Here is a 14,603-nt window from a genome sequence, read left to right on the forward strand (position 1 = left end):
GGGCTATCGGGAGGATTCCCGACGCACTTTTTCCAACCCTCTTTCGGAGATGAGCCTTTGCTCGAAGGCGTGCTCGGCCATGGCGAGGCTGTCTTCGGCCAGCATCAGATCGCAGCCGGTATGGCGAATCTCGTCGCGCAGTCGATCGATGGCTCGCTCACGATCGGGCTTGCGCTCGATCCGACGGATATAGACCGCTCGAACCCGCTCGGGGAATTCATGCACGATTCGCGCGTAGACCTCGGGATCGTGTTGGCCGCTGTCACCGATCAGTACGCAGGGCAGATCGTCACGCATCGACAGCATATGAAGGATCACGTCGTATTTATGATCCTCGGCGCGTCGCGGCCACGGCTTGCGCCAGGAGATGCCCCATTCACGCAGGAACAGGATCGGTCCGACGGGAATGCGGTTGAGTTGAAAGAACTCCTCGAGCATCTCGTAAATGCTCCATGGGCCCCGGGACACATAAAGGATTGGTCGTTTGGCGTTACCGCTGGGGCCGGCATGCAGCGCCTGGTACAGTGCCGCCACGCCAGGAAAAGCCATGCGCTGGTGCGCCTGCTTGACGAACAGGCGATGCAACATGCGCAGCTTGTTGGCCACGCCGGTGTACATCACCGTGTCGTCGATATCGCTGATTACCAGCAGGTCGGCACTGGGCGGTGGAATGTAGATCTCGGCAAAGGAGTGGACCGGTTCCGCTTGAGGCATCACCACGTGCAGCTCGGCGTGGTGCCAGGACGTATCGTCTGGTAGCGGATGTTCGAGAAGAAGATGAACGTCGAAGTAGCCGTCGTGATCGGTGGTCACCGTGGTGACGTTCTCACCCAGGCTCACCTCTACGCTCACCTCCGGCAGTCCCCACCGGATGATGCGCCGGAGGACATCGGCGAGATCGCGTAGGACGCCATAACGGGGAATCCGATCGCTCAGCGCCGTCTGGCGAAAGACACGCCCCATCAGGAACGCCTCGCGGCGTGAACCATAGCCGCGGTACGGGTGCACGACGTAGCCACCGCGCCCTCGGTCGCCCCACATGGGTCGAGCCGCGATGCGCAGCAAGCGCCGGAAGAAGCCGCCGGCTCGTCGCCGTCCTAGCATTGACCGCGCCGCCCCGCGGCCCATGACCTTGGGGGGGTCGGTTCGTCCTGGTATCGTCGCATGGCGTCCTCCCTGACACTCGACACGACCCGGCCCATGGCCGGGTCCTCTATAGTGTGGAGGATCGAGTGGCGAGTTCAACCGACAAGCAGTAACGCTCCGTTCAACCGCCGGTCTCAGCGCTTGAGCCGTTCGCTCAGGTCCTTGGCTTCCCAGTGTGGAAAGTGGCGACGAATCAATGCATTCAACTCGACTTCGAAGGTCGCCCAGTCGACCTCGCCCCGAGCAGGCTGCCTCTCCTCGGCGGCGGCACGGACCATGCCCGCGCCCACGGTAACGTTGGAGAGCCGGTCGATGATGATGAAACTGCCGGTGCCGGGGCTCTGCTCGTAGGCATCGAGCGGCACTTCGGCGGTCAGCTCGACCCGGCAGCGAGCAATGGCGTTGAGCTCGAGGCGCTCGACGACATGCCGCTCCAGCGTATTGACGTCCACCTGGTGCTGAATGACGCCCACCTGGCCCGCCACCGAGCGCCCCGCCAGGCGAATGTCGTACTGCCGCCCCGGCAGCAATGGCTGCTCGTGCATCCAGACGATGTCGGCGTCGAACGCGTTGGCGAGCGCCACTTCGGCGTCCTCGGCCACGATCCAGTCGCCACGGGAGATATCGATTTCATCCTCCAGCGTGACGGTCACCGCCTGGCCCGGCCAGGCCGCCTCCAGGTCGCCGTCATACGTCACCACGCGTTCGACGCGGCTGGTCTTGCCGGACGGGAGCGCCTTGACGGATAGCCCCGGGCGTAGCACGCCAGCCTCCAGCGTGCCGGCATAGCCGCGAAAGTCGAGGTTGGGCCGGTTGACGTACTGCACCGGGAGGCGCAGATCGACCAGATTGCGATCGCGGGTAACCTCCACGGTTTCCAGCAGTTCGAGTAGCGCCGGCCCCGCCTCCCCATCGTGGCGATACCATGGCGTCCGGTCGCTCCGGTTGACCACGTTATCTCCCTCCAGCGCCGAGATCGGCACGAAGTGCAGGTCTCGCACCGAGAGCTGCTCGGCAAAGCGCCGATATTCGGTGACGATCTCGTCGAAGCGCGCCTCATCGAAGCCCACCAGATCCATCTTGTTGACCGCGATGACCAAGTGCTTGATGCCCAGCAGGTCGGCAATAAAGCTGTGCCGGCGAGTCTGGGTCTGCACGCCGTAGCGTGCATCGATCAGGATGATTGCCAGGTTGGCGGTGGAGGCCCCGGTAGCCATGTTGCGGGTGTACTGCTCGTGCCCCGGCGTATCGGCGATGATGAACTTGCGCTTGTCGGTAGAGAAGAAGCGATACGCCACGTCGATGGTGATGCCCTGCTCGCGCTCCGATTGCAGCCCATCGACCAGCAGCGCCAGATCCACGGCGTCGCCGGTGGTGCCACTTTTGCGCGAATCCCTGGTCAGGGCCGCCAAGTGATCGTCGAAAATCATCTTGGAATCGTGAAGCAGCCGGCCGATCAGGGTCGACTTGCCGTCGTCGACGCTGCCGCAGGTAATGAAGCGCAGCAGGTCCTTGTTCTCATGCTCGTGCAGGTACTGCTCGATGTTATCGGCAATTAGAGAAGACTGATGGGCCATGGTGACATCCCGGAAAACATTGATCAGACGCTGAGTGAAAGTCAGCGAGCGATGGCCAGACAAGGCAAACAGCGGCGAAGACGGGCTGGGTTCGCATCCGAATCGACTGCCGTAAATGAACCTCTTGGAGCCGATGTTCAACGCCGTATGGCCGAGCGCAGCGAGTTTTCGCCTGCGGCTAGAAGTATCCCTCGCGCTTCTTCTTTTCCATCGAGCCCGCCTGGTCGTGGTCGATGGCGCGGCCACTGCGCTCGCTGGTACGAGTCAGCAGCATCTCCTGGATGATCTCGGGCAACGTGTCCGCCTTCGATTCCACCGCGCCGGTCAACGGGTAGCAGCCCAGGGTGCGGAAGCGTACCCACTTCTTCTGCGGCACTTCACCGGGCTCGAGCGGCAGGCGCTCGTCGTCGACCATGACCAGCATGCCGTCGCGCTCCACCACCGGGCGCGGCGCGGCATAGTAGAGCGGCACAATAGGAATCCGCTCGAGGTGGATGTATTGCCAGATATCGAGCTCGGTCCAGTTGGAGAGCGGAAAGGCACGGATCGATTCGCCCTTGTTGACCCGCGCGTTGTACAGATTCCACAGTTCGGGACGCTGATTCTTGGGGTCCCAGCGATGGTACCTGTCGCGAAACGAGAACACGCGCTCCTTGGCGCGGCTGGCCTCCTCGTCGCGACGGGCGCCGCCGAAGGCGGCATCGAAACCGTACTTGTCCAGCGCCTGCTTGAGCGCCTGGGTCTTCATCACATCGGTATAGCCGCTGGAGCCGTGATCGAACGGGTTGATGCCGGCGGCACGCCCCTCCTCGTTGATGTACTCGATCAGTTCCATTCCCGATTCGGCCGCCATGCGATCGCGAAAGGCGATCATTTCGCGGAACTTCCAGGTGGTGTTGATATGCATCAGCGGGAACGGCGGCGGCCCGGGATAGAAGGCCTTGCGCGCCAGATGCAGCATCACCGAGGAGTCCTTGCCGATCGAATAGAGCATCACCGGGTTGCGGAACTCGGCCGCCACTTCACGGATGATGTGGATCGACTCGGCCTCCAGCTGCTGGAGGTGGGTCAGGCGGCGACGGGGCAAAGATGCCGACTTGCCGGCGATCTCGTCGACCGGCTTCTTCTCGGGAGCATGGAGACTGGTCATCGGCCCGGGTACCTCGCATGACGATGGGCAAAGGGAATCATGCGAGACAGGGTAACGTCAGGCCAGAAATAACGTAAAAGAATGATTGCCTATCTTTTTAGCTCAAAAAGGAATAATAGTTACAGATCGACCCGCTCCACCCAAGTGAGCCATTCGCCCCGCTGCAGTTCCACGATGCGATAGCCCGGTCGCGAGGCCTCGTCGACGGCAAAGTCCTCTGCGCCAGGCAGAAACTGATCCGTGGTGGAAGGGCAGCCATAGATCGTCACGTCACCACCGGGCAGCGCATGGCGAGCGTGGAAGGCCTGGTGAATGTGACCGCACAGGATCAGCTTCAGTTGGGGAAACGGCGCCAATGTCTGCCACAGCGCCTCGCGGTCGTGAAGTCCGATCTGGTCGAGCCAGGCCGAACCGACGGCAACGGGTGGATGATGCATGGCCAGCAGCGTCGGCCGCTCATCCGCGCCCAGGCGCTCGGCAAGCCGTGCCAGGCGCTTCTCGCCCAGCTCGCCATGGGCCTGGCCTTTGACACTGGTATCGGCGAGCAGTAAGCGCCAACCGTTGAGATCGACTTCCTCGTGCAAGGCACGTACGTCCGCCATCAGCGCCGGTTGATCATGATTGCCTCCCAGCCAGAACCAGGGAGACTCCAACCGCGACAGCGCCTGCTCGGCCAACCGATACGATGCCGCCGTCTCGTCCTGGCTGACGTCACCGGTTACCAGCACGACATCCGGCCGCGCGCCGCGCGCGGCCTCGATCACGGCTTCCAGCTGGCGCAGGGGAAAACCGGCCCGCGAGCGGGCCCAGGGATCGGCGTGCAGATGACAATCGCTGATCTGGACCAGACGTATCATCCCGGCAGTTCCGTCACACGGGTCGGGTGGCCATGTTCCAGGCCATGCGCCAGCCATTCGCCGAGGAAGCGGTTGAGCTGCAGCTTCTCGTCGGGTTGGAACATGCGCACGTTGGGGTAGCGATAACGGCCGTTGAAGTGGCGCTCGCGCTGGAAGTCGGTGACCTCGGCCATGCGCACGTCGTGATAGAGATGAACGCGCATGCGCGGCGGCTCGATGACCGCATCCATGAGGCCGCTCTGGCTCACCCGGGCGATGGTGGTATAGGGCGCCTGCTCCAGCACCGACAGCCACAGGGTACCGAAGCGACCACGTTTGCCGCTCAGCTCGAGCTCCAACGCCTCGCCCTCGCCGAGGTCGCCCAGCAGGCGAGTCAGACGCAGGTAGTTGGCGCTGCATTCGCCCTGCAGGCTTCTAAGATCGGTGACATAGGCGGTTCTCGCCACGCTACCCCCTTGCTCGTAAAGATGCTCGTTCGGCCGCTAGCCAGTAGAAGGCGATCAGACACATGGCATTGTCGAGTCGGCCAGCCTTCAGGAGTTCCCAGGCGCGATTAAACGGTAGCACGTGGACACGAATGTCTTCATGTTCTTCCTCCAGCCCGTGCACGCCCCCCAGCCCACCACAGTCGACCAGGGCGCAGAACAGCGTGACCCGCTCATCGCAGGCGCCGGGACTTGGGTAGTAGGTGTGCAGCTCGATCAGCTCGTTGACGTCGCAGTTGGCTTCTTCCCGTGCCTCGCGTCGCGCCACCGCGGCGGCGTCCTCCCCGGTTTCGACCAGGCCGGCCACGATTTCGAGCTTCCACGGCGAAACGGGATCGGCAAGAGCCCCGGCGCGAATCTGTTCGACCAGGACCACGGCGTCGCGCTCAGGGTCATACAGCAATACCCCCACGGCATCATGGCGATGGTGGACTTCTCGCACGACCTCACCGCTCCAGCCCCCCTCGAAGCGGCGATGGCGCAGGCGCACCTCATCCAGGCGGAAGAAGCCTTGATGCAGGCAGCGACGCTCGATCAGCTCGGCATCGCTGCTGCCGAAGGAGGGAGAGTGGATGGCATCCCGGCCAAGCTCGCGGTTGTCGGACATGCGAATCTCCAGGTCGATGAATGGCGACCATTATCATGACCGGGGCCGGGTCTGCCAACCACCGCGGCGGGGCGGGCTCAGAGCCGCGCCAGCAGGCGGCGAGCCTGAACGCGCAGGGTTTCGTCGGAAGCCTGGCGATCCTCGCGCGCCGATCCTTCCACGGCACGCCGGGCGTGCTCGCGGGCCTCGCCCAGGCGCCCTTCGTCCTCGAGGAAGGCCGCATAATAATAGTTCACGTCAATGCCGTCGGGGCGAATCTCCAGTGCCCGCTGGAACATGCGCTCGGCGGTGTCGCTGTTGCCGAAACCGAGCGGACGGCCCGGCGCACGATCATAGAGCGCCCCCAACGTGACATAGGCCGAGCCGTTGCCGCCCTGCGGGTCGAGTTCGATGGCTTCCTCCAGCGCCTTGCGCGCGCTTCTGGCGCTGCCCAGCGCACCCAGACCGCTACGCTCTCGGGCATGGGAGGCCTCGATGATGCCGTACCAGATCAATGGCTGGGCCTCGCCCGCGTTGGCCGCCACCAGACTTTCGGCCTCCTCGGACAGCGATTTCAGCGCAGCGCGGCGTTCGCCTTCCGGTTGCTGGGTACTGATCCGCTCCCAGCGCTGCTTGAACGATTCCACCTCACTTTCCCAGGCCAAGGCTCCAGCCAGCGGAGCCAGGAAAAGTCCGGCCCCCGCGAGAGCGGCCAGCAGCTGACGTCGTATCATGTCTCATCTCCTGCCATGTGCGATTGTTCTTGTGCCTGCGTTCGAGGAATGTCTTTGAGAACGCACGGATCCCGTTCTTGAGACGGTCTTTCCAGGCGGCGCAAGGCCGTCTTCTGAATGTAACGAACGTTTGAATGATTCGCCAGCCCTCTCCGCGTTGTCTGGCCCCGCAGCGGGGAATGGCGTATGTTGCCTTTCCTGTTGTCACTCGTCCGAAAGAGGAGCGGAACGGCATGAAGGGCCGCAACATGACGCGCTGGCGGGATCCGGCCAAGGATCCGCGCCAGGAGCCGAAGAGCAACCTGATCACCGGCGAAGGGGCCGAACGCCTGCGTGGCATTCTCGATCACCTGTCGCGAGTCAAGCGCCCCGCCCTCTCGGCCAAGGTCGGCGAAGCCGCCGCACTGGGCGATCGCAGCGAGAACGCCGACTACACCTACAACAAGAAAGAGCTCAATCGGGTCATTGCCCGCATCCGCTATCTGACCAAGCGGCTCGACGAACTCCAGGTAGTGGATCGCTTGCCGGCGGATACCGGCCGCGTCTACTTCGGCGCCTTCGTGACGCTGGAGGACGAGGACGGAGAGGAGATGCGGGTACGCATCGTCGGCCATGACGAAACCGATACCGCCAAGCGCTGGATCAGTGTCGACGCCCCGTTGGCCAAGGCCCTGCTGGGCAAGTCCCTCGACGATGAGGTCACGGTGGTCGCTCCGGCCGGCGATATCACCTATGTGATCACCGAGATCGACTACCGTGCCCCGGCCAGGCCGGCCCGATAGACACGGAAACGGCGATCGTCGGCAAGAATCTCGAAACCGCCAAAGGTCCGCTGCAACAGCTCGGCATAGGGCAGAAAAGCGTTGGCGACCAGAATGAGTTGACCGCCCGGCAGCAGGTGCCCAGGCGCCTCGCGGATCAAACGGCCCGCCGGACCGTAGTCGATGCTGCGCTCTTGATGGAACGGCGGGTTGCTGATAATGGCGGAGAAGCGACGTTCCGGCAGCGCTGAATAGACATCGCTGGCCAGCACGTCCCCGCCTATCTCGTTGGCGGCCAGGGTGCGCCGGGCCGCTTCCACGGCGAAGAGGTTGACGTCCACCGCCGTCACGGCATGGTCACGGCGCGCCAGCCAAGCCGAGAGAATGCCATCGCCGCAGCCCATATCGAGGACATCGTTCGCATCGCTGGATACCCGCGGCACGCCGGGAAGGGTCTCCAACAGCAACCGGGTCCCGTCATCGAGCTTGCCATGGCCGAACACGCCAGGGTGGCTGACAAGCGTGATCCCCTCGACCTCGAAGGTCGTCCAGGCGGCCTCCGGATCGATCCCCACCCGCCCCAGGCGCGTTTCGACCAGCAGGCAGCGCCGGGCGCTGTCGCGCTTGCGACAGCCGAGCCCGAGCGCCGCCAATACCTTGAGAACGCGCTTGATGCCGCCCTGGTTCTCTCCCACCACCTGCAGCGGCGTACCCTCCGGCATCACGGCACACAGCCATAGCAGCCACCATTCGCCCAGCGCATGGCTCTTGGGCCAGAACAGGACCGCTCCGGGCGGTCGTCGCATCGAGGGATCGGGACCGGCATCGAAAGGAGAAAGCGCCGGGCGCCCGCGCATGCGCCAAACATCCAGCACGCCTTCGTCGGCGCTGAGCACACCGCCCTCCTCGCTCTCCAACCAGACATCTCGCGGCGGGGCGACCCACAGCCAACCGCGATAGTCGACGTCCTGACGCTCCAGCAACTGGCAAACGGGAGTTTCGGCGCTCATCGGGCGGGCTCCTTTATGGGGACATGGCCGTCCCCGGCGACGAAGGTATAAAGCAGGTAACGACCCAGGCGCCAGTGCGGCTCGCTGCGACAATAGCGCTGCTCCAGCGCCACCAGGCGCTGCCAATCGACTTCGCTCGTCGGCGGCTGGCGCAGGTAGTCATGGAAGACGCGAACCCCGGCCACTGCCTGCAGCGATAGCCCGCACTCACGGCTCCAGCCGACGACTTGCTCATGGCTCAGTGGTGAAATGGGGGTCAGTCGCTGGCGCTTGCCTGTTCCCTCCAGGCGATCGTCCAGCGCCTTCTGCAGGTTGCCCTTGACCACGTTGGAAAACCGCAGGGCGTCGCGGTTGAAGACCATCAGCGAGAGTTGTCCCCCGCAAGCTAGCCGGCCGGCCAGCATTTCCAGCGCCGCACGTGGATCGCTCATCCACTCCAGCACCGCGTGGCAGGCGATCAGCGGCCAGGGGCCGTCGGCCCGGGTGGGCAGTTCCTGCAACGGAGCTTCCACGTAGCGAACCGACAGCCCCTCGAGTTCGAACCGGGCCCGTTCGAGCATGTCCCGGGCAGGCTCGAGCAATGTCACATCGTGGCCACGGTGGGCGAACCAGGCGGACAGTTGTCCCAGGCCACCCCCCACGTCGAGCACCGGCTGACCGTCGAGGGCAAGCATCTCCGGCAGCAGCCTGTCGAGCAGAGCCAGCCGTAGCGCGCCACGGGGGCCGCCATAGAGGCTGCCGGCAAACTTGTCGGCCAAGCCGTCGAAGTGGCGATCGCCGGCCGGCGAAAGCGGTGAAGGGTCGGACATGGCAACACTCAAGAGGCGGGTTATGGCGTGCATTCTACCCGCGCGGGGCGGGTGGTGAAACGTGCCCGGCCATGGGCAGACGCGAAGCCCAGGGCGTGTCGGCTTCCATCTGCGCGGCCAGTGCCAGCAGGCGGCGCTCGTCGCCCATGGCGCCTACCACCTGCACACCCACCGGTAGCCCCTCCGACGTGACATGCAGTGGCAGCGACATGGCCGGCTGACCGGTGAGGTTGGCGAGCTGGGTAAACGGCGTACGGGCCAGCGCATCCCGCGCCAAGTGACCGAGCGCGCCCACCTTGAGTGCCAGCCGGGCCAGGCCGGGAAGCGCCAACAGCGACATCAGGCGCTCTCGCGCCGGAGTGGGATAGAGCTCCCCCAGGCGCGGCGCGGGGGCCGACGTCACCGGCATAACGAGCATGTCGAAACGGTCGTGAAACTCGCCCATGGCACGCGCCGCCGCGTTCCAGTCGCGCTTGGCCAGCTCATAGTCACGTACCGGCAGGCGCCGGCCCAAACGGCCGATGGCACGAGTCGAGGGCTCGATGTCCAGGCGCGCCACGGACACCCCCGTCTCGCGGGCGATCCAGGCCAGGTCGGCGCTGACGTGCCCCAGGTAGAGCGTCAGGTAAGCATTGGCCAGGCGCGCACCATCGATGGGCGGATCGACCCATTCCACCCGATGGCCAAGCGACGCCAACCGGCTTGCCGCCTGCTCGATGGACAGACGCACCTCGGGATGAAGTACGGTATCGAGAGCCCCACTGAGCGGTTCGCCCAGCGACACCGCTACCCGTAGCGGCGCAGGCGGCCTGTCGAGCGTGGCCAGAAACCCCCGTTCGCGCGGCAGAGGGCAGGGAGCGCCGCGATCCATGCCGTTGATGGCATCGAGCAATGCCGCGCTATCGCGTACGCTGCGGGTAACGGCGTGCTCCACTACCGCGCCCTGCCATACTTCGGCGTGCAGCGGCCCCTGCGGTACGCGCCCGCGCGAGGGCTTGAGACCGAACAGACCGCAGTAGGCAGCCGGAATACGGATCGACCCGCCCCCGTCCCCGGCCATCGCCAGGGGTACCAGCCCGCCGGCGACCGCCGCTGCCGCCCCGCCACTGGAACCGCCCGGCGAATGCGTTGGCTGCCACGGGTTGATCGGATGCGAAAACGCCTGAGGCTCGGTAATGCCCATCAGTCCCAGCTCCGGCGTTGCGGTCTGGCCGAGGATGGCGAAGCCTGCCCGACGCAACCGCGCGACCAGCGTCGAATCCACCGGTGCCCTCCACTCGGCCAGCGCCGCGCTGCCGAAGGCCAGCGGCTCTCCTTCGAGCGCCATCAGCAGATCCTTGGTCAGGGTCGGTACCCCGGCGAAGGGAGCGGCGGCATCGAGAGTGTCGATCTCGCGCCTCGCCCGCTCGAAGCGCGTGCGCACCAACGCGCAGAGCCGCGGATCGTCTCGCTCGATGACCAGACAGGCAGCTTCGAATACCTCCGCCCGGCTCACCTCTCCGGCACGTATCAGCCGGGCCAGACCAAGCCCGTCATAGCGCTGGTACTCGTCGATCCGCATTCCTCCCTCCGCGTCTGGCAAACAGTCCAACCGGTTTATCTCGCCGCCCCGAGTCCGTATAATGCGCAGCCGTGCGGCCCCCATAGCTCAGCTGGATAGAGCGTCCCCCTCCTAAGGGGAAGGTCCCAGGTTCGAATCCTGGTGGGGGCGCCAACAATGCCTCACTCTAAAGCCTTCCTTTTCCGCTTCCTCTCTTCCTACCTTTCGCCAGCATCGCCCTGGGCATCATCTCAGGAGCCTCACGCGCCGCTTTCGACGCATTGTGTTTGAATTTCGAAACCGAACGTCAGGTCGCGCAGACAGCACCTGGATATACGCTAGACTTGAAACACGATCAGGAGCGTCACTGTCAAGGAGATGTCATGGCATTTACCGCAACGGACCCCATCAAGATGATTTTTGCTGTCCTGTTACCGCCAGTCGGTGTGTTTCTGGAGGTAGGCCTGAAAGGCCACTTCTGGCTGAACATACTGCTGACGTTTCTGGGCTTCATTCCGGGCGTTATTCATGCTTTTTATGTCATCCTTAAACATTAGCCATTTACGCCCAGTCGTCTTCCCCGGTCCGGTGTCATGAGCCCCACAGGCTGACGGAGAACCCCACGGCGTCCTGCTCGGCAGGCATGTCGCCGAAGCTTCGTGGTGCTCACGTCACAGACCGTAACCTATTGCGCTTTGCAGAGATTATCGGCACTACCTATTTTTAACGGGCAGCCAATTTTTCAGGGAAGAAACATGGCAAACCGGAACGCGGCGACGTCTCAGCGTGGGCGACGGGCAGATCGACCGAGCCAGATACCCAAGCCCGGCTGGAAGGATATTCTCAAACGAACCAAGGAAGAGATGACGCGGGATCATGTCTCTCTAGTGGCCGCAGGCATTGCCTTCTATGGCCTTCTGGCCATGGTGCCGGCTATCGTTGCGACTCTTTCCATCTGGGCCATTGCATTCGATCCCCAGCAAATTACCCAACAAATCACGACTATCAGCCATCTACTTCCCGGTGAAGCCGCAAGCATTATCCAACAACAGGCGGAACAAGCCAGCCAGGACGCTGGCGCGGGCATGAGCCTGGCAGCCGTCGGGGGTGTGCTGCTAGCCATCTACAGTGCCTCCAAAGGCATGAACGGACTCATGGAAGGGCTAAATATCATCTACGACGAGGAAGAGAACCGCGGAGTCGTCAAAAGAACCATTCTCAAGCTGGCTCTGACAACCGGCGCGATCTTCATGACAATCGTGACGCTAGGCGTCATCACGGCCATTCCCGCCATCGTCGACCTGCTCGGGTTGCCCAGTCTTGTCGCCACCCTCGTCAACGTGGCGCGATGGCCACTGCTGATGCTCGTGGCCATGTTGGCGATTGCCGTTCTCTATCGTTATGGTCCGAACCGCGACGACCCCCGTTGGCAGTGGACCAGCATCGGCTCGTTCGTTGCCGTACTTCTCTGGATCGCGGGATCCATCGCCTTTTCGATCTACGTTCGCCATTTTGCCAGCTACAACGAGACTTACGGATCGCTAGGCGCCGTCATCATTCTGCTGATGTGGTTCTGGCTCTCCGCGTTCATCGTTCTGATGGGCGCCGAACTGAATAGTGAAATGGAGCATCAGACGAAGCACGACACCACGGTGGGCGGTAATGAACCCATGGGCGAGCGAGAGGCCCATATCGCGGATACGATCGGCGAGAGCAAGGAATGAGCAGGCCAACGTTCTGATAGACACGCCCTATCCACAAGCCCTAGCTCACACCAAGTGAATGATATGACTTTGAAGCGCCCGGCCTGGACAAGCATGGCTGGCCAATCACTCATAACCGATTGAAAGATCCGCCGTTCTTATCTCCGACACGCGGCCATCGGAGGACGCTAATGTGACTCTTTCTGACTTACCAAACGTAACTTGTGCCGCCCCGCCTCCCTGCCTATGTTGAAATTTGGAAGGAATCCACTTACAAAGAGCAGTCGAGGATCTTATGTTTCATCATGCTAAGGAACTCCAGTTCAACGCTCGCGTTTCAGGGCCCGACCCCAAATTCGCCAGTCTTCTCTTGGAGCAGTTCGGGGGTATGAACGGCGAGCTAAAGGCAGCAATGCAATATTTCACACAGGCTTTCGCCGCTCGCCAACCTTATCCAGAAGTCTACGATATGCTGATGGATATCGCGACCGAGGAGTTCAGCCATCTGGAAATAGTAGGCGCCACGATACAAATGCTCATGAATGGAGTCAATGGCGAACTGAAGGATATATCCGAGCAATCCGAAATCATGCAAATGGTCGTAGGGAAGTCGGAAAAGGAAAATATCATTCATGAGGCGATGGTCAACCCGATGTTCATGGTCGTCAGCGGAGGAGGACCAACCGTTACCAATAGCCAAGGCGTTCCCTGGTCAGGTTACTATGTCGATGCCAATGGCGACTTGACCGTGGATCTTCGCTCGGATATTGCCGCGGAAACCCGTGCCAAGATCACTTATGAATACCTGATGCAATTTACCGACGATCCGGAAGTCAAAAACACGCTGAAGTTTCTCATGACACGCGAGGTCGCTCACCATCAAATGTTCGAGGCGGCGCTATCCACCCTGCAACCGAATTTCCCGCCGGGGGTGGCACAGGGGGATCCTCGTTATAGCAACCTCTACTTCAATATGTCCAAGGGCCAGGAAGCAAGAGGGCCGTGGAACGAGGGGGATAGCCCCTTGTTGGGTGAGCAGTGGCAATACATTGATGATCCTCAGGCACATGTCGCATCGACTGACGGTCTTCGTGATCAGGAGCCGCAGGGGGCGGCCATGACAAACGAGGAAGCCGATAAGAAGAGTATGGAGGTTAGCCGTCAGCGCACCCGGGAGATAAAAGATTCCATCCCTAAAGGAGCAAATCAGTGGAGCCAATACCCCTAGTAAGGCTCTAAGGAGACGTATGCTCGGCGTGATGCGGTGCCGGCGGCAAAGACGCCGAGCATACCCTCAGCTTGTCCCCTTTCTCTCGTTCCGACCGGCAATCCATTCGGCATGTGACATACCGATGCTGTATGCCAGCGCACCGTGGCTTTGCCTTCGCCGCCTCTGGCATTACCGAATGTTAACCATAGCAACATAATGGCACATTACGCAGGCTTCCCATGTCATCGCCTGTGCCATGCTGAAGGCGTCGGTTAGACGTCGTTTCAAAAGTTGGCATACAAGGAGGATAGCCATGCGTTTCATCTCGACTCGAATGCACGGAATGGTGGACTACGTGATGGGCTTGCTACTCATCGTGGCACCATTTCTCTTCGGCTTCGCTACGGGTGGCGCCGCTCAATGGGTGCCGATCATTCTGGGTGTGGTGATGCTCGCCCAGGCCCTCATGACGAAGTATGAACTTGGACTCGTGCATCTCATCCCCATGCCGGTTCACCTCACCATGGACTTGCTGAGCGGTGCTCTGCTGCTGGTTTCGCCCTGGCTGTTCGGTTTCGCGGATACGGTGTACCTGCCTCACGTGATACTCGGTCTACTCGAAATCGGTGCCAGCCTGACCACGGAGAAGGCACCGCGGGGACTACGCTCGACGACGCTGTGACATCGAGGCGTGACCGTCTCGCATTTGCGAGAAACCGTGTTAGGATAAAAGCGTCCACTTGAACTTCAGGCAGGAGGCCGGAATGTTTCAACGCCCAAGGAAGGTTGCATGTCCCGAATGCAGCGCTAGCAATTATTGGAAAGCCAATCCAAAGCCAACGGACGTGCTGCATTGCCGATATTGCCGCGCTGCGATCGCCTCGTACGATGAATACGTGCAAGACACGGCCCAGCGTGAGGCCGAACGCCTGCTCGCGGAGTTCGTCGAAACCGACATTTCGCGCGACCTCGCTCACCTCAAAGCCGTATTGGCAGCTCCCGAGCAGAGAGTGAATCCTTGACCGGGCTCCAATA

Annotated in this window: 16 protein-coding genes and 1 tRNA gene; 7 read left to right on the plus strand and 10 right to left on the minus strand. The window is 62.3% G+C overall.

Translation table 11 applies throughout. From position 1 onward, the window contains the following. Nucleotides 1-3: 3 nt before the first annotated feature. From F0A17_RS06525 to F0A17_RS06555, 7 genes are all read right to left on the minus strand, one after another. Nucleotides 4-1,104 carry an App1 family protein gene (locus F0A17_RS06525; protein ID WP_228716827.1) on the minus strand — a complete coding sequence of 367 codons (1,101 nt, stop codon included), beginning with the start codon at nt 1,102-1,104 and terminating at the stop codon, nt 4-6. A gap of 176 nt (nt 1,105-1,280) precedes the next feature. Further along, a complete protein-coding gene (gene cysN, locus F0A17_RS06530) occupies nt 1,281-2,723 on the minus strand; it encodes a sulfate adenylyltransferase subunit CysN (RefSeq protein WP_149327553.1) in 1,443 nt (480 codons plus the stop codon). Between the two features lie 178 nt (nt 2,724-2,901). After that, nucleotides 2,902-3,873 (minus strand): sulfate adenylyltransferase subunit CysD, encoded by a 972-nt coding sequence (gene cysD, locus F0A17_RS06535; protein WP_422670468.1) that lies wholly within the window; start codon nt 3,871-3,873, stop codon nt 2,902-2,904. A 119-nt stretch (nt 3,874-3,992) separates the two neighbouring features. After that, complete coding sequence (locus tag F0A17_RS06540; protein ID WP_228716867.1) at nt 3,993-4,727, minus strand: phosphodiesterase; 735 nt, start codon at nt 4,725-4,727, stop codon at nt 3,993-3,995. Then, complete coding sequence (locus F0A17_RS06545; protein WP_149327555.1) at nt 4,727-5,176, minus strand: DUF1249 domain-containing protein; 450 nt, start codon at nt 5,174-5,176, stop codon at nt 4,727-4,729. The genes F0A17_RS06540 and F0A17_RS06545 overlap by 1 nt, the downstream gene beginning before the upstream one ends. Nucleotide 5,177: 1 nt before the next feature. Further along, the gene (locus F0A17_RS06550) at nt 5,178-5,822 is read right to left on the minus strand and encodes an NUDIX domain-containing protein (protein ID WP_149327556.1); all 645 of its coding nucleotides are present in this window, start codon (nt 5,820-5,822) and stop codon (nt 5,178-5,180) included. A 77-nt stretch (nt 5,823-5,899) separates the two neighbouring features. Further along, a complete protein-coding gene (locus tag F0A17_RS06555; RefSeq protein WP_149327557.1) occupies nt 5,900-6,535 on the minus strand; it encodes a hypothetical protein in 636 nt (211 codons plus the stop codon). 233 nt (nt 6,536-6,768) lie between these two features. Here F0A17_RS06555 and greB point away from each other — a divergent pair, with 233 nt between their 5' ends. Then, a complete protein-coding gene (greB, locus tag F0A17_RS06560) occupies nt 6,769-7,317 on the plus strand; it encodes a transcription elongation factor GreB (RefSeq protein WP_149327558.1) in 549 nt (182 codons plus the stop codon). On the opposite strand, the gene F0A17_RS06565 is transcribed toward greB, so the two are convergent. Genes F0A17_RS06565 through F0A17_RS06575 form a run of 3 tightly spaced genes read right to left on the minus strand, consistent with a single transcriptional unit; the run spans nt 7,287 to nt 10,676 of the window. After that, nucleotides 7,287-8,306 carry a methyltransferase gene (locus F0A17_RS06565; protein ID WP_149327559.1) on the minus strand — a complete coding sequence of 340 codons (1,020 nt, stop codon included), beginning with the start codon at nt 8,304-8,306 and terminating at the stop codon, nt 7,287-7,289. The two genes, greB and F0A17_RS06565, sit on opposite strands and share 31 nt — an antisense overlap. After that, complete coding sequence (locus F0A17_RS06570; RefSeq protein WP_149327560.1) at nt 8,303-9,115, minus strand: methyltransferase domain-containing protein; 813 nt, start codon at nt 9,113-9,115, stop codon at nt 8,303-8,305. Before F0A17_RS06570 ends, F0A17_RS06565 begins: the two co-directional genes overlap by 4 nt. Nucleotides 9,116-9,149: 34 nt before the next feature. Next, nucleotides 9,150-10,676 carry an amidase gene (locus F0A17_RS06575; protein WP_149327561.1) on the minus strand — a complete coding sequence of 509 codons (1,527 nt, stop codon included), beginning with the start codon at nt 10,674-10,676 and terminating at the stop codon, nt 9,150-9,152. A 76-nt stretch (nt 10,677-10,752) separates the two neighbouring features. On the opposite strand from F0A17_RS06575, the gene F0A17_RS06580 reads away from it, so the two are divergent. The 6 genes from F0A17_RS06580 (at nt 10,753) to F0A17_RS06605 (ending at nt 14,590) form a co-directional block, all read left to right on the plus strand. Further along, a tRNA-Arg gene (locus F0A17_RS06580) sits at nt 10,753-10,829 on the plus strand. A 209-nt stretch (nt 10,830-11,038) separates the two neighbouring features. Then, a complete protein-coding gene (locus F0A17_RS06585; protein ID WP_149327562.1) occupies nt 11,039-11,212 on the plus strand; it encodes a YqaE/Pmp3 family membrane protein in 174 nt (57 codons plus the stop codon). Between the two features lie 198 nt (nt 11,213-11,410). Further along, complete coding sequence (locus tag F0A17_RS06590) at nt 11,411-12,379, plus strand: YihY/virulence factor BrkB family protein (RefSeq protein ID WP_149327563.1); 969 nt, start codon at nt 11,411-11,413, stop codon at nt 12,377-12,379. Between the two features lie 274 nt (nt 12,380-12,653). Then, nucleotides 12,654-13,586, plus strand: coding sequence for a manganese catalase family protein (locus F0A17_RS06595; RefSeq protein ID WP_149327564.1), 933 nt, complete (start codon nt 12,654-12,656; stop codon nt 13,584-13,586). A gap of 295 nt (nt 13,587-13,881) precedes the next feature. Further along, complete coding sequence (locus F0A17_RS06600; RefSeq protein WP_149327565.1) at nt 13,882-14,250, plus strand: SPW repeat domain-containing protein; 369 nt, start codon at nt 13,882-13,884, stop codon at nt 14,248-14,250. Between the two features lie 82 nt (nt 14,251-14,332). Then, entirely contained in the window at nt 14,333-14,590 is a 258-nt protein-coding gene (locus tag F0A17_RS06605; RefSeq protein WP_149327566.1) for a hypothetical protein, read from the plus strand. Nucleotides 14,591-14,603 lie beyond the last annotated feature (13 nt).

It is taken from the genome of Billgrantia pellis (assembly GCF_008297955.1).
GTDB classification, from domain to species: domain Bacteria; phylum Pseudomonadota; class Gammaproteobacteria; order Pseudomonadales; family Halomonadaceae; genus Halomonas; species Halomonas pellis.